The 17134-nt window shown below is 70.5% G+C and carries 16 protein-coding genes and 1 riboswitch; of the genes, 9 read left to right on the top strand and 7 right to left on the bottom strand.

Annotated elements, in window-relative coordinates:
• Positions 1-121: 121 nt before the first annotated feature.
• Positions 122-1306, bottom strand: a complete 1185-nt coding sequence (metX, locus tag ACFO6S_RS02820) for a homoserine O-acetyltransferase MetX (RefSeq protein WP_417714992.1) — start codon at positions 1304-1306, stop codon at positions 122-124.
• Positions 1303-2613, bottom strand: a complete 1311-nt coding sequence (locus ACFO6S_RS02815; RefSeq protein WP_378413897.1) for a bifunctional o-acetylhomoserine/o-acetylserine sulfhydrylase — start codon at positions 2611-2613, stop codon at positions 1303-1305. Before ACFO6S_RS02815 ends, metX begins: the two co-directional genes overlap by 4 nt.
• Positions 2614-2772: 159 nt before the next feature.
• Positions 2773-2890: riboswitch (SAM riboswitch) on the bottom strand.
• A 163-nt stretch (positions 2891-3053) separates the two neighbouring features.
• On the opposite strand from ACFO6S_RS02815, the gene ACFO6S_RS02810 reads away from it, so the two are divergent.
• The gene (locus tag ACFO6S_RS02810; RefSeq protein WP_378413896.1) at positions 3054-4448 is read left to right on the top strand and encodes an amino acid permease; all 1395 of its coding nucleotides are present in this window, start codon (positions 3054-3056) and stop codon (positions 4446-4448) included.
• A gap of 16 nt (positions 4449-4464) precedes the next feature.
• On the opposite strand, the gene ACFO6S_RS02805 is transcribed toward ACFO6S_RS02810, so the two are convergent.
• On the bottom strand, positions 4465-5691 hold the full coding sequence (locus ACFO6S_RS02805) for an NAD(P)/FAD-dependent oxidoreductase (RefSeq protein WP_378413894.1): 1227 nt from the start codon (positions 5689-5691) through the stop codon (positions 4465-4467).
• Between the two features lie 230 nt (positions 5692-5921).
• Between ACFO6S_RS02805 and ACFO6S_RS02800 the strand changes: the two genes are divergently transcribed.
• The 8 genes from ACFO6S_RS02800 to yhjD all read left to right on the top strand — a co-directional run bounded on the left by ACFO6S_RS02800 (position 5922) and on the right by yhjD (position 13869).
• On the top strand, positions 5922-7034 hold the full coding sequence (locus tag ACFO6S_RS02800) for an acyltransferase family protein (RefSeq protein ID WP_378413892.1): 1113 nt from the start codon (positions 5922-5924) through the stop codon (positions 7032-7034).
• A gap of 227 nt (positions 7035-7261) precedes the next feature.
• A complete protein-coding gene (locus ACFO6S_RS02795; protein ID WP_378413891.1) occupies positions 7262-8485 on the top strand; it encodes an NADP-dependent isocitrate dehydrogenase in 1224 nt (407 codons plus the stop codon).
• A 142-nt stretch (positions 8486-8627) separates the two neighbouring features.
• Entirely contained in the window at positions 8628-9815 is a 1188-nt protein-coding gene (locus tag ACFO6S_RS02790) for an MFS transporter (RefSeq protein ID WP_378413889.1), read from the top strand.
• A gap of 46 nt (positions 9816-9861) precedes the next feature.
• On the top strand, positions 9862-10659 hold the full coding sequence (locus tag ACFO6S_RS02785) for an exodeoxyribonuclease III (protein ID WP_378413887.1): 798 nt from the start codon (positions 9862-9864) through the stop codon (positions 10657-10659).
• Positions 10656-11219 carry a ribonuclease domain-containing protein gene (locus ACFO6S_RS02780; protein WP_378413885.1) on the top strand — a complete coding sequence of 188 codons (564 nt, stop codon included), beginning with the start codon at positions 10656-10658 and terminating at the stop codon, positions 11217-11219. Before ACFO6S_RS02785 ends, ACFO6S_RS02780 begins: the two co-directional genes overlap by 4 nt.
• The gene (locus ACFO6S_RS02775) at positions 11219-11695 is read left to right on the top strand and encodes a barstar family protein (RefSeq protein ID WP_378413884.1); all 477 of its coding nucleotides are present in this window, start codon (positions 11219-11221) and stop codon (positions 11693-11695) included. Before ACFO6S_RS02780 ends, ACFO6S_RS02775 begins: the two co-directional genes overlap by 1 nt.
• A 65-nt stretch (positions 11696-11760) precedes the next feature.
• Positions 11761-12819: a tryptophan--tRNA ligase gene (trpS, locus tag ACFO6S_RS02770; RefSeq protein WP_378413882.1), complete on the top strand. Its 1059-nt coding sequence runs from the start codon at positions 11761-11763 to the stop codon at positions 12817-12819.
• A gap of 21 nt (positions 12820-12840) precedes the next feature.
• Positions 12841-13869, top strand: a complete 1029-nt coding sequence (yhjD, locus tag ACFO6S_RS02765; RefSeq protein WP_378413880.1) for an inner membrane protein YhjD — start codon at positions 12841-12843, stop codon at positions 13867-13869.
• Positions 13870-13893: 24 nt separating this feature from the next.
• Here yhjD and ACFO6S_RS02760 read toward each other — a convergent pair whose 3' ends face one another.
• The 4 genes from ACFO6S_RS02760 to ACFO6S_RS02745 are packed head-to-tail and all read right to left on the bottom strand — an operon-like array spanning position 13894 to position 17031.
• Entirely contained in the window at positions 13894-15228 is a 1335-nt protein-coding gene (locus ACFO6S_RS02760; RefSeq protein WP_378413879.1) for a D-alanyl-D-alanine carboxypeptidase family protein, read from the bottom strand.
• Complete coding sequence (locus tag ACFO6S_RS02755) at positions 15225-16232, bottom strand: hypothetical protein (protein WP_378413877.1); 1008 nt, start codon at positions 16230-16232, stop codon at positions 15225-15227. The genes ACFO6S_RS02760 and ACFO6S_RS02755 overlap by 4 nt, the downstream gene beginning before the upstream one ends.
• Positions 16229-16747: a M48 family metalloprotease gene (locus tag ACFO6S_RS02750; protein ID WP_378413875.1), complete on the bottom strand. Its 519-nt coding sequence runs from the start codon at positions 16745-16747 to the stop codon at positions 16229-16231. Before ACFO6S_RS02750 ends, ACFO6S_RS02755 begins: the two co-directional genes overlap by 4 nt.
• Complete coding sequence (locus ACFO6S_RS02745) at positions 16744-17031, bottom strand: hypothetical protein (protein WP_378413873.1); 288 nt, start codon at positions 17029-17031, stop codon at positions 16744-16746. Before ACFO6S_RS02745 ends, ACFO6S_RS02750 begins: the two co-directional genes overlap by 4 nt.
• Between the last annotated feature and the right edge of the window lie 103 nt (positions 17032-17134).

Raw genomic sequence — 17134 nt, 5'->3', positions numbered from 1 at the left:
GAGGGAGGGAATCACAGATGAGCGCACGGATTCATGTTAGTGATCTGGCACACGGGATGAGGAGTTTCGAACCGTTCTCCGCTAAACACTGTGTGACGAGTGCGGCAAGTTTGGTCGGGTGCTACCCGGACGCCCGGTCTGTGCGACCGGCCCGCGCCAGCGCCATGGTCTCGCCGAGCAGTTCGGTGACCCACTCGGCCTCGGTGAGGAAGCCGTCGTGACCGTCCTTGGAGTTCACCACCCGAAGCCCCTCGCACCCGCCCAGGTGCTCGGCGAGTTCCTCCTGCTGACGCAGCGGGTAGAGCCGGTCGGAGTCGACGCCGCCCACGATGACCGGGACGGTACAGCCAGCCAGTGCGGCCTCGATGCCGCCCCGTCCGCGGCCCACGTCGTGCCGGTTCATCGCGTCGGTGAGCGTCACGTAGGTGCCGGGATCGAATCGATTGACCAGCTTCGCGGCCTGGTGCTCGAGGTAGCTCTGCACCGAGTAGCGGCCGCCGTGCCACGGGTCCTCGCCGGGTTGCGGGGCATTGCCGAACCGGGTGTCGAGCTCGTGCTCGGTGCGGTAGGTGAGATGCGCGATTCGGCGGGCGATGGCGAGCCCGGCGCGTGGCGCCCGGCCGGTCCCGTGGTAGTCGCCGCCCTGCCAGTCCGGGTCCGCGGTGATCGCGGCGATCTGGGTGGTCTGGGTACCGATCTGGTCGGCGCTGGTCCGGGCTCCGACGGCCAGGATCAGCGCGGACGCCACCCGGTCGGGGTGTCCGACGGTCCATTCGAGGGCGCGCATACCGCCCATCGATCCGCCCAGCACCGCCGCGAACCGCTCGATGCCGAGGAGGTCCGCGAGCGCCGCCTCCGCTGCCACCTGGTCGCGGATGGAGGTTCCGGGGAAGCGTGAGCCCCACGGGCGGCCGTCCGGGGCCACCGTCGTCGGTCCGGTGGTGCCGCGGCAGCCGCCGAGGACGTTGGTGGCCAGTACGCACCACTCGTCGGTGTCGATCGGCGCACCGGGGCCGACCATGCCGTCCCACCACCCGGGCGACGGATGCTCGTCGTCGACGGGCCCGGTGACGTGCGAGTCGCCGGTCAGTGCGTGCTCGACCAGCACCACGTTGTCGAGCGCGGCGTTGGGCATGCCCCAGGCCTGCACGGCGAGGGTGACCGCGGGCAGGACGGCCCCGCTCTCGAGCGCGAGCTCGCCGATGTCGATGCGCGTGAGCCGACCGTCCGACGGCGGGAAGTCGAGCCGCGGCGATGTGGGGGACTGGGTGTCGGGACGGGCACCCGAAACGGAGCTGACTGTCAAGACGCCACCGCCGCGAATCCGGTCTCGAGGTCGGCCAGGATGTCCTCGATGCCCTCGATGCCGACCGCGAGCCGGACCAGGCCCGGAGTCACCCCGGCTGCCAACCTCTCCGCCTCGCTGAGCTGCGAGTGGGTGGTGGACGCGGGGTGGATGACGAGGGATCGCACGTCACCGATGTTAGCTACGTGGCTGTGCAGGGAGAGGGCATTGACGAACTTCTTGCCCGCATCGACACCGCCGGCCAGCTCGAACGCGACGATGGCGCCGGGGCCCCGCGGGGTGAGCTGCCGCGCGCGCTCGTGCCAGGCAGAGGACGGCAGGCCGGCATAGGCGACAGCGGTGACCTCGGGCCTGGCCTGCAGGAACTCGGCGACCCGCTGCGCATTGGCCACGTGCCGTTCCATCCGCAGGCTCAGCGTCTCGAGGCCCTGGCCGATCAGGAACGCGTTGAACGGAGACACCGCCGGACCCATGTCGCGCAGCAACTGCACCCGCGCCTTGAGCGCGTAGGCCGGCGCGCCGAGGTCGGCGAACACCACGCCGTGATAGCTGGGGTCCGCGGTGGTGAAGTTGGTGTGCCGGCCCTGGGTCCAGTCGAAGGTGCCGCCGTCGACGATGACGCCGGCGATCGCGGTGCCGTGGCCGCCGAGGTACTTCGTCGCCGAGTGCACGACGATGTCGGCGCCGTGCGCGAGCGGCTGCAGCAGGTACGGGGACGCGACCGTGTTGTCGACGATCAGCGGCAGGCCGTTCTCGTGCGCGACCGCCGAGATGCCCGGAAGGTCGAGCACGTCGTTCATCGGGTTGGAGATGGTCTCGCCGAAGAACGCCTTCGTGTTCGGCCGGATTGCCGCGCGCCACTGGTCGAGGTCGTCGGGGTCGTCGACGAAGCTGACGGTGACACCGAGCTTCGCGAGCGTGTAGCGGAACAGGTTGTAGGTGCCGCCGTAGAGCCGCGGGCTGGACACGATGTGGTCACCGGACTCGGCGATGTTCAGCACGGCGGTGGTGGAGGCGGCCTGGCCCGAGGACAGCAGCAGCGCGGCCACTCCACCCTCGAGCGCGGCGATCCGCTGCTCGACGGCGTCCTGCGTGGGGTTCATGATCCGGGTGTAGATGTTTCCCGGTTCCGCGAGTCCGAAGAGGGCGGCGGCGTGGTCGGTGCTGTCGAAGGTGAACGACGTGGTCTGGTAGATCGGCAGGGCGCGGGCGTTGGTGGAGCCGTCGGCCGACGCGCCGGCATGGATCTGCTTGGTCTCGAAGCTCCAGGCTGCGGTCGGGTCGAGTGCGGGGGTGTTCTCGCTCATGTGGGTCTCCAAGGAAGATCTGAGGGAAGACCGGCGCAGGCTGCGTGCCGCGGGCGTGGCACGGTCAGCGCGCCGGAGGGCACACGGGGACTGTCAGCGAGAGCAACACACGGTGAACCTCCGGTGGGTCGTGGCCCGGTCTGTGGGTCCGTCCCGACGGACCCGCGCTTGTCGTTCGACACCTTCGTCGAAAAACCAGGTCATCACCCGGGGCACCCCGCCGCGGATGGAGGGTTGCCGACCAGCGAGCCGGGGCTTTCTGCTGGCACTCTTGACCTGTCGCCGATCTTAGCGGCACCCGTCACACGGGAGGCAATCTGGTCCCGGCGTCGAACCCCCGTGAGACGCCGACATGCCGCGCGACCTCGGGTGACCTGCGTTACAGGGCTAAACTGCTCGGCGCACCTCGAACGTTCGATCACCCGGCTGGGAGACCCACAGTGAAAGACGCCGCCACGGCGCTGACCCGGGGTCTGACCGCCCGCCACATCAGGTTCATCGCCCTGGGCTCGGCCATCGGCACCGGACTGTTCTACGGCTCGGCCGAGGCGATCCACCGTGCCGGACCGTCCGTACTGCTCGCCTACCTGATCGGTGGCGCGGCGGTGTACATCGTGTTGCGTGCGCTCGGCGAGATGGCGGTGAGCAACCCGGTGTCCGGGTCGTTCGGCGAGTACGCCAGCAAGCACCTGGGCCCGCTGGCCGGATTCATGACCGGCTGGACTTACACCTTCGAGATGGTCGTGGTCTGCCTGGCGGACGTCACCGCGTTCGGCGTCTACATGGGCTTCTGGTTCCCGGACGTGCCGCGGTGGATCTGGGTGCTGTCCATCGTGTTCTTCATCGGTGCGGTGAACCTGCTCAGCGTCAAGGTGTTCGGCGAGATGGAGTTCTGGTTCACGCTGGTGAAGGTCACCGCCATCATCGCGATGATCGTCGGTGGGGCGGCCATTCTGATCTTCGGGTTCGGGATCCACGACACCGACGTCGGGGTGAGCAACCTGTGGACCGACGGAGGCTTCTTCGCCACCGGGTTCGGCGGCTTCATCGCCTGCTTCGCGATCGTGATGTTCGCCTTCGGGGGCACCGAGATCATCGGCATCACCGCGGGCGAGGCGGAGGACCCCGCGCGCACCATCCCGCGCGCGGTCAACACCGTGCCGGTCCGGATCGTGCTGTTCTACGTGCTCACCCTCGCGGTGATCATGGCGCTGAACCCCTGGCAGGAGATCGGCTCAGAGGGCAGCCCGTTCGTGCAGATCTTCGCCGGGCTCGGCATCGGTCCGGCGGCGACGGTGCTCAACGTCGTGGTGATCACCGCGGCGCTGTCCGCGATCAACAGCGACGTCTTCGGCGCGGGCCGGATGATGTACGGGATGGCCCAGCGGGGGCAGGCGCCGGCCGTGATGAAGCGGGTCTCGCGCAGCGGCGTGCCCTGGATGACGGTGGTGGTGATGACCGCCGCGTTGCTGCTCGCGGTGGTGCTGAACTACCTGATCCCGGACCGGGTGTTCCTGGTCATCGCGTCGATCGCGACGTTCGCGACGATCTTCGTGTGGCTGATGATCCTGCTCTCGCAGTACGCGTCGCGGCGGCAGATGAGTGCCGACGAGGTGGCCGAGTTGCGCTTCCCGGTGCCGTTCTGGCCGTACGGGCAGCTGGTGGCGTTCGGCTTCCTGGTGTTCGTCATCGTGGTGCTGGCCGTGGTCGCGGACACCCGGGTGGCACTGGTCGTCGGGCTGGTGTGGCTGGTGCTGCTCACGATCGCCTACCGGGTGTTCGTGGCGCGACGGCCGGCCGTGGAACCGGCGCCGGAGTCGGCCCCACTGCCCTGACCGCAAGCCGAGGCGCTCAGGCGGTGGGTGGTTCCTGAACGAGCGGCGCGGCGGCCGCGAGGATCGCGGCGCGGTCACCGCCGGGCGGCGGATAGATGCGCCTGCGGTTGATGGTCTGTTTCGTCGCCTTGGCGGCCGCGCCGGTGGTCACCACCCGCCGATCCCAGCCCTCGGTGTAGACGGCGCCTGCGGGTCCCAGGTCCAGAACCGTGACGTACCACGCGATGCGCAGGGCGATCATCGGCACTCCGAACAGGTCGGCCACCACGTTGTGCCCGGCGATGCGTCCCATCGGCCGCCCGTGCTGGCACGACATCACCGAGGGCCTGCCTGCGTCGACCGTCGCGCGTGCCGCGTCGCCCGCCGCGAGGACGCCGGGCCGCCCGGGTAGTCGGAGGAACTCGTCGACGGGCAGGCGTCCCACGCTGTCCAGTTCGACCGCGAACAACCGCGTGAGCGGGCTGGCGCGCATGCCCGCACACCAGATCACCGTGCCCGCGGGCACCACGGTGCCGGTGCCGAGCCGGACGCCGGTCGGACCGATCGAGGTGATCTCGGTGCCCGGCCACGCCTCGATCCCGAGTTCGGCCAGCGCGCCGTCGATGGCCGGCCGTGCCGACTCGCCCATGTCCGAGCCGAGTCGGGGGTTGTGGTCCGCCAGGATCACCCGGACGGGGTCGGTCCGCCCCGCCCGGTCCAGGACCCGCCGGAGCCGGCCGGGCAGTTCGGTCGCGGTCTCGATACCCGTCAACCCGGCGCCGACCACCACTGCGGTGAACTGACCCGGGTACCGCTCCGCGTCGGCCAGCGAGTCGAGGTGCGCGGTCAGCCGGACGGCGTGGTCGTAGGTGTCGACGTCGAAGGCGTGCTCGGCGAGCCCGGGGACGGGCGGGCGGGCGAGTTCGCTGCCGAGCGCGAAGACCATCCGGTCGTAGGTCAGGATCCGGGGCCCCGACGCCGACGCGACCGTGACGCACCGCCCGGACGTGTCGATCGCGGTCACCTCGCCCTGCACCAGATCGACACCGATCGGGTCCAGTACCCCGGCGAGCGGGACGCGGGCCGACGCGATGTCGGGCTCGTAGTTGCGGACCCGGATGCCGTGGAATCCGTCGCGGTTGACCAGGGTCACCCTGGCCACGTCGGGACCGAGGCCGAGTTTGTCGAGCTTGCGGACGGCGCCCGCCGCGCTCCAGAGGCCGGCGAAGCCGCCGCCGAGGATCAGGATGCGTTTCGGCGCCATGGCGTGCCCTCCGGTCGGGCGCCGCGGGGACCGACCCGGGCCGATGGCGGGAGATCGGTCATCGTCGGCTCCTTCTCCGCTGAGGCGCTGCGCATCCTCACCATCACACCCCGTCGGCGGCGCCGGGGCCAGTGCCGGGCCGACGGCGGTGCGGCTAGTGTTCTCGCCCGGTCGAGAACCCTTCGGCCGGCCCGACGACGCGCGGGTCCGTCGGATCCGGGAGTGACGCGGTGGCAGTGAGTGTGGACCTGGTCGCGGCCCCGCGGCCGGTGACGCGAATCGGCGCGCTGACCGGGCTGCGAGCCGTGGCGGCGCTGCTGGTGGTGGGTACCCACGTCGGGTTCTGGACCGGTCGCTACACCGACGACCTGATCGGGGCGGTCTACGCGCGGCTCGAGATCGGGGTCACGGTCTTCTTCGTGCTCTCCGGCTTCCTGCTGTTCCGGCCCTGGCTTCGGGCGGCCGCGGGGGAGCGCGAGCTCCCGACGACGCGGGACTACCTGTGGCACCGGGCCCGCCGGATCCTGCCCGCGTACTGGATCGCGGTGATCGCGGTCTACGCGGTGTACCTGTTCCGTGACCCGGGTGTCACCGGGCTCGGCTGGTCGGGGTTCGCGCGCAACCTGACGCTCACCCAGATCTACCGGGCCGGGGACCTGCACGTCGGTCTGACCCAGATGTGGAGCCTGGCCGTGGAGGTCAGCTTCTACCTGGTGCTGCCGGTCCTCGGCTGGCTGATCGTCTCGGTGATCTGCCGGGGCCAGTGGCGGCCGGGGCGGATCGCGGCGGCGCTGACGGGGATCGTCGCGGTCACCCCGCTGTGGACGGTGTTCACGCACGGCGACGCCGGTCTGCCCTATGTCGCGAGGCTGTGGCTGCCGGGCTTCGTGGCGTGGTTCGCGGGTGGCATGCTGCTCGCCCTCGCGGCGGTGACGGTGCGCCGGTGCAACCCGTACGCGGCGGGCGCGTTGGCCCTCTACTTCTTCGCGCTGGCCTGCACGCCGCTGGCAGGCGAGGCGACGATCGTGCCGGCTGCCGCGAGTGACGCGGTGGCCAAGTCGATGCTGTACCTGCTGGCGGCGGTGTGCCTGGTGGCGCCGTTGGTGGTCGGCGACGACGCCGGGCCGCTGGGGCGCCTGTGCGCGTCGGCGCCGGTGGTCTGGCTCGGTGAGATCTCCTACGAGCTGTTCCTGGTGCACCTGCTGGTGCTGGAGCTGGTGTTCGCGGCGCTCGGCTACCGGACCTTCGAGGGATCGACGCTGCTGGTGTTCGCGGTGACGGTCGCAATCTCGGTGCCGGTGTCCTGGGCGCTGCACCGCACGGTCGGTCGGCTGGTCCGGTGAGATCGGTGCTGACCAGCGGAAAGTTACTCGCCAGTAGGGTTTCGCGCGGGCGGGCCCGGGGGTTGCGCTTCGGTGCGCTAGCAGTACGCTTGTCATGTTTGGCGGGCCGAGTCGAGTAGGCGCGCCGTGTAATTGGTTTACTGATTTAGTCGCCCGGGGCCTCGCTCACGAAGCGGGCCTCGCGCCGTGTGACCAGGGAATACTTCCTAGGAGGACGCGAACACCACATGTCCAAGATCAAGGTTGAGGGAACCGTCGTCGAACTTGACGGCGACGAGATGACCCGCATCATCTGGCAGTTCATCAAGGACAAGCTGATCCATCCGTACCTGGATGTGAACCTCGAGTACTACGACCTGGGCATCGAGCACCGGGACGCTACCGACGACCAGGTCACCATCGACTCCGCGAACGCCATCAAGAAGCACGGCGTCGGCGTCAAGTGCGCGACCATCACCCCCGACGAGGCGCGCGTCGAGGAGTTCGGCCTGAAGAAGATGTGGCGGTCGCCCAACGGCACCATCCGCAACATCCTCGGCGGCACCATCTTCCGGGCGCCGATCCTGATCTCGAACGTCCCGCGTCTGGTCCCCGGGTGGACCAAGCCGGTGATCGTCGGGCGTCACGCCTTCGGCGACCAGTACCGCGCCACCGACTTCAAGGTCGGCGGACCGGGCACCGTCACCATCACCTTCACCCCGGAGGACGGCAGCGAGCCGATCCAGCACGAGGTGTGCCAGATGCCGGAAGACGGCGGCGTCGTGATGGGCATGTACAACTACAAGAAGTCGATCCAGGACTTCGCCCGGGCCTCGCTGGCCTACGGCCTGCAGCAGAACTACCCGGTGTACCTCTCCACGAAGAACACCATCCTCAAGGCCTACGACGGCATGTTCAAGGATGAGTTCCAGCGGATCTACGAGGAAGAGTTCAAGGCGGAGTTCGACGCCGCGGGCCTGACCTACGAGCACCGGCTCATCGACGACATGGTTGCCTCCTCGCTCAAGTGGGAGGGCGGCTACGTCTGGGCCTGCAAGAACTACGACGGCGACGTCCAGTCGGACACCGTCGCACAGGGCTACGGCTCGCTGGGTCTGATGACCTCCGTGCTGATGACCCCCGACGGCAAGACCGTCGAGGCGGAGGCCGCGCACGGCACCGTCACCCGGCACTTCCGTCAGCACCAGCAGGGCAAGCCCACCTCGACCAACCCGATCGCGTCCATCTTCGCGTGGACCCGTGGGCTCGAGCACCGGGGCAAGCTGGACGGCACCCCCGAGGTCATCGGCTTCGCGCAGCAGCTCGAGGACGTCGTCATCAAGACCGTCGAGGGCGGCCAGATGACCAAGGACCTCGCGTCCCTGGTCGGCGGCGAGCAGGGCTACCTGACCACCGAGGAGTTCCTCGGTGCGCTGGACGAGAACCTGCAGAAGTCGTACGCCTCGCGCTAGCCGTACGCAGTCGCCAGGACTGACCCGACGAACGGGACGCTCGGAACCTCGAGCGTCCCGTTCGTCGTCTCGTGGGCGGCCGGTGAGTGAATTCACAGCCCACCGTTTGGAGTTGCACCACCGTGGCCACCACCATTGAGCGGTGACCACCTCGCGCCGGCCGGCGATCCTCGCCCTGTGCCTGGGCGGGTTCGGGATCGGTACCACCGAGTTCGTCGCGATGGGCCTGCTGCCCGAGATGTCCGCCGGCCTCGGCATCTCCGAGCCGACCGCCGGGCACCTGATCTCCGCGTACGCGCTTGGCGTGGTGGTCGGCGCGCCCACCATCGCCGCACTGGCCGCGCGGGTGCCGCGTCGCACGCTGCTGATCGCGCTGATGGTCGCCTTCACCGTCGGCAACCTTGCGTCGGTGCTCGCGCCGTCCTACTCGACGCTGATGGCCGCGCGGTTCGTCGCAGGCCTGCCGCACGGCGCCTACTTCGGGGTGGCCGCGCTGGTGGCCGCCTACCTCGCCGAGCCGGGGCACCGGGCGAAGGCCGTCGCGACGGTGATGATGGGGCTGTCGGTGGCGAACGTGGTCGGGGTGCCGGTGGCGACGTGGATCGGTCAGAGCCTCGGCTGGCGCAGCGCGTTCGCCCTGGTCGCGGTGATCGGTGTCGCCACCGTGGCCGCACTGGCGGCCTGGATCCCGCGGCTCGACGGCATGCCGGTGACCAATCCGGTCACCGAACTCGGCGCGCTGCGCCGAATCCAGGTGTGGATGACGCTGATCGTCGCGATGGTGGGCTTCGGCGGGATGTTCGCCGTCTACAGCTACATCAGCAGCACGCTGACCGAGGTGTCCGGGCTGGCGAAGTCCCTCGTCCCACTCGCCCTGATGATCTACGGGGTCGGCATGGTGGTCGGCAACTACCTCGGTGGCTACCTGGCCGACCGGGTCCTGATGCCGGGACTGTTCGGGGCGATGGCCGCGATGGCGGTGATCCTGGCGGTGTTCGGGCTGGCCGTCCGGAACCCGGTGACCGCGCTGGTGTTCGTCTTCCTGATCGGCGTCGTGGGCTCGTCGCTGGTACCCGGACTGCAGACCCGCCTGATGGACGTCGCGGACGACGCGCAGACACTCGCCGCGTCGCTGAACCATGCCGCGCTCAACATCGCCAACGCGTTCGGCGCCTGGATCGGCGGCGTGGTGATCGCGGCCGGCTACGGGTACACGGCCCCGGCGGCGGTGGGATCGTTGCTGGCCGTGGCCGGACTGGGAGTGCTCGCCACCGCGGTGGTCCTGCAGCGCCGAGCGAGCGCGTCTGCCACGGTGACATCCGTCGGCTGACCGGCGGGATCTGATTTTCGTACCCGACTTGGATACGGTGCTAGCCGTGCCGCACATCATCTCCACCGTCAACGTCAACGGCGTCCGCGCCGCCACCACGAAGGAGCACGGCCTGCTGGCCTGGCTCGCCGACACCACCGCCGATGTGGTGTGTCTGCAGGAGACCCGGGCCACCGACGCGCAGCTGCGCAAGGCGCTCGCCCCGGCCCTCGACGCGGGCTGGCAGCTGGCGTCGGCCGAGTCCGCGGTCGCCGGGCGCAACGGGGTGGCGGTGCTCTCCCGAGTGGTGCCCGACGCGGTCCGCGTCGGGCACGGTGACGACGAGTTCGCCGACGCCGGCCGCTACCTCGAGGTCGACTTCGACGACCTGACCGTCGCCAGCCTCTACCTGCCGTCGGGGGAGGCGCAGACGCCGCGGCAGGAGGAGAAGGAGCGATTCCTGGACTCCTTCGGCGCGCACCTGCGCACGACCGCGGCGACGGGGCGGAAGGTGGCGGTCTGTGGCGACTGGAACATCGCACACACCGAGCTCGACCTGAAGAACCACAAGGGCAACAAGAAGAACTCGGGCTTCCTGCCGCACGAGCGGGAGTGGATGGGCTCGGTGTTCGGTGACCTCGGCTGGGTGGACGTGGTCCGTGGGCTGCACCCGGACGTGGACGGGCCGTACACGTGGTGGTCCTACCGCGGCAAGGCGTTCGACAACGACTCCGGCTGGCGCATCGACTACCAGGTGTGCACGCCCGCGCTCGCGGAGTTGGCCAAGGAGGCCGTCGTCGAACGGGCGGTGTCCTACGACCTGCGGTGGTCCGACCACGCGCCGGTCACGGTCCAGTACCGGTGAGCCGGCTCGGGACCCGCTCCCGCGTCGTCGTCGGGGTACTGCTGCTGGTCCTGCTCGGGCTGGTCGCGTACGCCACGGCGGGCGGCGGCGGTGGCACCGGGCAGGACGCGACGGTCGCGGAGTCCGTGACCACCACGCAGGCGCCGGGCACCTCGACGATGCCGCAGCGTGTGGTCGTAGAGCCGGACGGGTCGGTCACGGTCGCGTCGTCCACGCGACCCGTCAGCCAGGCCGCCACCCCGCCGCCGACCGCCGGTCCCCGCGGGGTGGTCCCCGCCGCGGTCACCGCGGCCGCACTGGCGACGCTCGACGAGATCGACTCTGGCGACTGGCCGGACTCGGCGAACGCGCCGGGGACCAAGGGCGGCGACCCCTGGCGCAACCGGGACCGGACGCTACCCGCCAAGACCGGGTCGGGGGCCACGGTCAGCTACCGGGAGTGGGACGTCAACCCGAAGCGTCGCGGCGAGACGCGTGACGCGGAACGGATCGTCACCGGCAGCGACGGCTCCGCCTGGTACACCGCCGACCACTACACCAGCTTCGTGAGGATGCGCTGATGACCACGGTGACCGAATTCGTCGCCGGCGCCGGCCCGGCGACCGGGCTGCTGACCGGCTCGCCCCGCGCCGCGGACAACGCCGCCGCCGCGCTGGCGGCCGACGGGTACACCGTCCGGGTGGTGCGTGGCCGCGCCATGACGACGGTGGCCGGGGTATTCGACGAGTTCGCGGCCGCGCTGCAGTTCCCGTACTACTTCGGCGCCAACAAGGACGCCTTCGACGAGTGCCTGCGCGACGCGGCCGACTGGCTGGGGGAGTCGGCGGGGCTGATCGTGGTCGTCCGTGGCGCGGACGACCTGCTGGTGGCCGAACCCGACGAACTGCGCTGGTTCGCCGAGGCCGTCGAGGACCGGGCCGCGGCGCACGCGGCGGCGCCGTTCCGGCTGATCTTGCAGGCCGACGCGGACGCGAGCGCGTCGCTGGCCCGGCGGTGGGTCGCGGCCGGGCACCGGTTGGCCGCGCTCGGGTCCTGACCGCCGCCCGGCCGGGGACGGGGCGTGGCGGTGCGCCTCGGTCGGGACATGAAAGGATCGAGCGCATGTCGAGTTCCGAATCCTCTGCACCAGCGACTTCCGCACCCACCGCCACCGCCGCCCGGCACCGGGTGCTCTCCGGCATCCAGCCGACCGCCGACTCGTTCCACCTCGGCAACTTCCTCGGTGCGCTGGCGCAGTGGGTGCCGCTGCAGGACGAGTTCGACGCCTTCTACTTCATCCCGGACCTGCACGCGATCACGGTCCCGCAGGACCCGAAGGAGCTGCGTCGGCGCACCAAGATCGCCGCGGCCCAGCTGTTGGCCCTCGGCATCGACCCCGACCGGTCCACCCTGTTCGTGCAGAGCCAGGTCCCCGAGCACGCCCAGCTCGCGTGGGTGCTCAACTGCATCACCGGGTTCGGCGAGGCCAGCCGGATGACGCAGTTCAAGGACAAGTCCGCCAAGCAGGGCACCGAGTCCGCGACGGTGGGGCTGTTCACCTACCCGGTGCTGATGGCCGCGGACATCCTGCTCTACCGCCCGCAGCGGGTGCCGGTGGGCGAGGACCAGCGACAGCACCTGGAGATGGCGCGGGACCTCGCTCAGCGTTTCAACACCCGGTTCGGCAAGGCGTTCGTGATCCCCGAGGCGCAGATGATCAAGGGCACCTCGAAGATCTACGACCTGCAGGACCCGACGTCGAAGATGAGCAAGTCGGCGGCCTCGGAAGCCGGCCTGATCAACCTGCTCGACGACCCCAAGGTCTCCGCCAAGAAGATCAAGTCCGCGGTCACCGACAACGAGCGGGAGATCCGCTTCGACCGGGAGAACAAGCCCGGCGTGAGCAACCTGCTCACCATCCAGGCAGCGCTCTCGGGCCGCACCGTCGACGAGTTGGTGCTCGGCTACGAGGGCAAGGGCTACGGCGACCTGAAGTCCGACACCGCCGAGGTGCTCGTCGAGTTCGTGACGCCGCTCAAGGCCAAGGTGGACGGCTTCCTCGCCGACGAGGCGGAGCTGGACCGGATCCTCGAGGCAGGCGCGGACCGCGCCCGCGAGGTTTCGGCACGCACCCTCGCTACGGTGTACGACAAGGTGGGGTTCCTGCCCCAGAAGGCCTGACGGAAGAAGGGCTGAGCCATCGTGCCGGACGTGAAGGCTTTCTTCGAGCGTCAACGCGCGGCACGACCGTGGCTCGACCACCTGATCCGGGCGGGCGGTCGCTACCAGGACCAGAAGGGCGACTACTTCGCCGCCGGGATCACCTACTTCAGCGTGTTCGCGCTGTTCCCACTGCTGATGGTGGGGTTCGCCGCGGCCGGTTTCGTCCTGGTGCAACACCCGGATTGGCTGACGTCGATTCACGACGCGGTCAGCAAGGCCCTGCCCGGCAACCTGGGTGACCAGATCAACGACCTGATCACCGCGGCCATCGACGCCCGCACCCGGGTCGGGGTGATCGGCCTGGTCGTCGCCGCGTACTCCGGGCTCGGCTGGATGGCGAACCTGCGTGAGGCGCTCAGCGCCATGTGGGACCAGCGGCACCCGGCGACCAACTTCGTCCGCACCAAGCTCAGGGACCTGGTCAAGCTGCTGGGCCTGTTCGGGATGCTGGCGCTGTCGGTGGGGTTGACGGTGGTTGCCGACGGCGCCGTGACCGGGACGGTGTTGGCCTGGCTGGGCATCGACGACGTGGCCTGGGTGGCCGTCGCGGTGCGGGTGCTGACCTCGCTGCTGGCGGTGGTGGCGACGTGGGCGCTGTTCGTGTGGACGATCGCGCGGTTGCCGCGGGAGCCGGTGACCGTGCGCAGCGCGGCGGCCGCGGCGCTGTTCGCGTCGATCGGCTTCGAGGTGTTCAAACGGATCGGCGTCGTCTACCTGCAGTCGGTGACCAACTCGCCCGCCGGAGTGACGTTCGGGCCGATCATCGGCCTGCTGGTGTTCATCTACTTCACCGCCCGACTGGTGCTGCTGGCCACCGCCTGGGCGGCCACGGCATCGGAGAATCAGGCGCTGGCCTTCGTGCCGCCGCCGGACCCGGTTGTCATCGAGGTCAATTCGTCGCGGGCAGGCGGACCGACGCTCGCCGAGTCGCTGGCGCTGGTCGGCGTCGGCGTGGTGGCCACCCTCGGGCTCGGCGGGTTGCTGCGGCGACGTCGCGACCCGGACTGACCGGACCGCCCGGCGTGTGCGCGCTCAGCGCCGCCGGCGTTGCACTCGCCGCGCCGCGAGCAACAGCGCGCCGATGACCGCGGCGCCGACCAGCGCCACGGTGGCCCGGTCGCGCCCGGTGGCCGCGGCGGTACCCGGTCCGGCCGCGGACACGGCACTCGCGGTGTCGCTCGACGAGGCGTCATCGGACAGGGCGTCCGCGGGGGGAGCGGCCAGGGTGACCGGTGCGGTGTCCGGCGCGGACCCGGTGCCCGGCTCGACCAGGGTGCCGACCTGCGCGGTCTCCGGCTGCGCGAACCCGTAGTCGAGCAGCCGGACGGCCTGCTCCCACGGCCGGATCGGTTTGACGTCGCCTGCCATCAGGGTGACCGCGAGACGGCGGCCGCCGCGCTCGGCTCCGCCGACGAAGGTCTGCCGCGCGTCGTCGGTGTACCCGGTCTTGCCGCCGAGCGCGCCGTCGTAGTTGTAGAGCAGCTTGTTGTCGTTGGCGAGGGTGAACTCCGGATGCTCGGTGTCGTCCGGGTTGGTCGGGTCCTTCGGGAACCCGGGGAACTGCACGGTCTCGGTGTGGATCAGTGCCGCAAAGGTGCTGTTGCGCATGGCCTCCCGGAACAGCAGGGCGAGGTCGTAGGCGGAGCTGGACATGCCGGGACCGTCGAGGCCGGACGGTGTCGCGGTCCGGGTGTCCAGCGCGCCGAGCCGCGCGGCCAGGGCGTTCATCTTGGCCACGGCGGACTCGTCGCCGCCGAGCTGCGCGGCGAGCGCGTGGGCGGCGTCGTTCCCGGACGCCATCACCAGCCCCTGCAGCAGTTGCCGGTTGGTGTAGCGCCCGTCCTTGCCGAGCCCGACGGCGCTGCCCTCCGTGTTCGCGTCCTCGGCGGTCGCCACCACTGTGCGGTCCAGGTCGAGCTCGTCGAGGGCGACCAACGCCAGCAGGATCTTGATGGTGCTCGCGGGCCGGTACCGGCCGTGCGGGTCCTTCGCGGCCACGACGGCGCCCGAGTCGAGGTCCACCAGCGCCCATCCGGTGGCCGAGATGTCGGCGGGCAGCGGGGGAGTGCCTGCCGGTGCGAGCGTGCCGCACTCGCCGAGCCGTCCGCCGCCGACCGGATCTGCGGGGACCGGCAGCGGCCGTGGCGCCGACTGGCCGGGGGCGGGCACCTCGGAGAGGTCGATCGCCCGGGGCGGCGAACTGCGGTGCGGGCAGTTGTCGGTGTTGGGTGTGGTGAACGGCGTGGTGGTGACCGTGGTGGCGCCCGGCGGCCCGGGTGGCGGGGGCTGGGCAGCGACGGGGGCACCGATCAACGCGACCCCCGCCGCGGTGATCAGTGTGGCCAGGGTTCGCGCCTGCACAGTCATCGAGAAGGCAGGGTATCCGATAACTCGGCCGGTGCCGAGACCCGCGGTCCCGCGTTGTAGGCGGTCGCGACGGCGACGATCCAGTCGCGGTCGCCGAGGTGGTCGGGGGTGCTGAGCCAGGCCGGGTTGAACAGTTCGACGGCGACGGCGGACCGGTGCAGCCACTGCGCGACCTCGTCGGCATGCTCGGAGAGCGCGGTCGGCGGTTGTGAGTCGTCCGCGGTCACCAGCCCGCCGCCGGCATGGAGATAGAGGCCGTCGAGGATCTGGGAGATGCGGTCGCTCGACGCCAGCGCCGCCGTCGCCGAGCGGTAGTCGGTGTCGAGGAGTTCGGGGTGGGCGCGGGTCAGCGTCGACCACAGCCGGAACGTGCGGCGAAGGTCGGTCTTGGCCCGGAGCCAGGACTCGATCATCACCGACGAGCAACCGGCGCTGATCAGGACGATGGCGAGCGACCACCACCCGCTGGTGAGTGCGAGGTCCCGGGTCGGGCCTGCGAACAGGGACCGCAGGCACATCGCGGCGACGACGAGGGTGCCCGCGCAGAACAGGCCGATGGCGCGGCCCAACGGGTTCCATCTGATCTGCCGGGCGCCTGCGCCCACCGCGAACAGGCCGGCGGCAGCCAGGTACAGGTCGGTGACCGGGCTGTGGCCGGCGGCGACCAGTTCGACCGTGGTCACCGCCAGTCCCACGCCGACGGCGGCGGCCGAGAGCAACCACTGCGGCCAGGCACTGACCCGTGGCAGCGAGACGGCCGCGATCAGGGCAGTCGCGGTGGTGAACGCGATCCAGGACACCGTGAACGCGGTCTCGGCGGTGCCGAGCCCGGTGGAGTCGAGCATGTCGATCATGGTGTCGGTGTCGATCGTCGCGGCCAGGGTGACCGCGATCGCCGCAATCGCGATGGACACCCGTGCCAGCGACGGCGGGCGAACGGTGAGGCGGCCGATCCGGGCGCCGACGGCGGTCGAGCAGATCAGTGCGACTATCCAGGTGATCATCCGAGTGCCTCGTCGTAGCAGAGCAGTGGACGCCAGTTCTGGTCGTGCTCGAAGTGCCCGAGACGTTGCAGCAGTCGTGCGGCGAAAGCCTCCGCCTCCCACTCGTGCAGGGCCTCGTGCGTGACCTCGGACGAGGCCGCCGCCCGCTGGCTGAGCATGTATGCGATCAGGTCGTCGTCCGCGGCGAGGACGGTCTCGGCGGTCTCGGCGCCGGGATGCCGGAACACGATGTGGCCGATCTCGTGCGCCAGGGTGCGTTCGACGCTCGGCAGGCTGCGGGCGAGCACGATCTCGTCTCGGTCCGAGAACTCGCGGCGTTGCCCCCACACACCGGGGCCCAGGTCGGCGAACTGGATCTGGATCGGGCGCTGACGAACCTCGGCGAGGGCCGCGGCGATGTCCTCGATGGTCACCGAGTGTGTCTGCGCGGCCATGTCGAGGACGGCGTCGACCGCGGCGAGGACGCGACGATGTGAGCGAATCGGGCGGCTACCCGCCGCGTTGCCCGACATCATCGCGGGTCCAGGAACTCGGCGCGGGCGAGGTTGAGGCGGGTTCGGGTGGCCCTGGCGCCGCGGAAGCTGGCGAATCCGGTGGCACCCGCCGCAAGGAGGACTGCGCTGACACCTGCGGTTGCCGCGCCGATGTCCCCGTCGGGGAGCGTCGGTGCCGCGGAGACCTCAGCGGCGGCCGCCGTGAGCGTCTGACCCGACGCGAGCGCCGCGGCTTCGACGCCCGGACGGGCCGCCAGTGCCTGGACCCGGGCGTCAGCCGGCGCGAGGTCGGGTTCGTCGGTCACAGACTGCTCGCCCGGCGGGGTCTGCGGGTCCGGCTCCGTCGCCGGTGCCTCGTCGGTCGGCGGCAGCGGATCGTCGGTCGGATCGGTCGGATCGGTCGGATCG

The organism is Rhodococcus kronopolitis (assembly GCF_042654025.1).
In the GTDB taxonomy this organism is placed as follows: Bacteria; Actinomycetota; Actinomycetes; order Mycobacteriales; family Mycobacteriaceae; genus Rhodococcus_G; species Rhodococcus_G kronopolitis.
Note: the sequence above shows the minus strand (reverse complement) of the source record. Positions and strands in the feature narration are given on the sequence as shown.

Coding starts and splice junctions, on each gene's coding strand:
- ACFO6S_RS02795 (WP_378413891.1), top strand. CDS start 7,262: ATGTCCAAGATCAAGGTTGAGGGAACCGTCGTCGAACTTGACGGCGAC.
- ACFO6S_RS02815 (WP_378413897.1), bottom strand. CDS start 2,613: ATGAGCGAGAACACCCCCGCACTCGACCCGACCGCAGCCTGGAGCTTC.
- ACFO6S_RS02755 (WP_378413877.1), bottom strand. CDS start 16,232: ATGATCACCTGGATAGTCGCACTGATCTGCTCGACCGCCGTCGGCGCC.
- ACFO6S_RS02750 (WP_378413875.1), bottom strand. CDS start 16,747: ATGATGTCGGGCAACGCGGCGGGTAGCCGCCCGATTCGCTCACATCGT.
- ACFO6S_RS02805 (WP_378413894.1), bottom strand. CDS start 5,691: ATGGCGCCGAAACGCATCCTGATCCTCGGCGGCGGCTTCGCCGGCCTC.
- trpS (WP_378413882.1), top strand. CDS start 11,761: ATGTCGAGTTCCGAATCCTCTGCACCAGCGACTTCCGCACCCACCGCC.
- ACFO6S_RS02760 (WP_378413879.1), bottom strand. CDS start 15,228: ATGACTGTGCAGGCGCGAACCCTGGCCACACTGATCACCGCGGCGGGG.
- ACFO6S_RS02775 (WP_378413884.1), top strand. CDS start 11,219: ATGACCACGGTGACCGAATTCGTCGCCGGCGCCGGCCCGGCGACCGGG.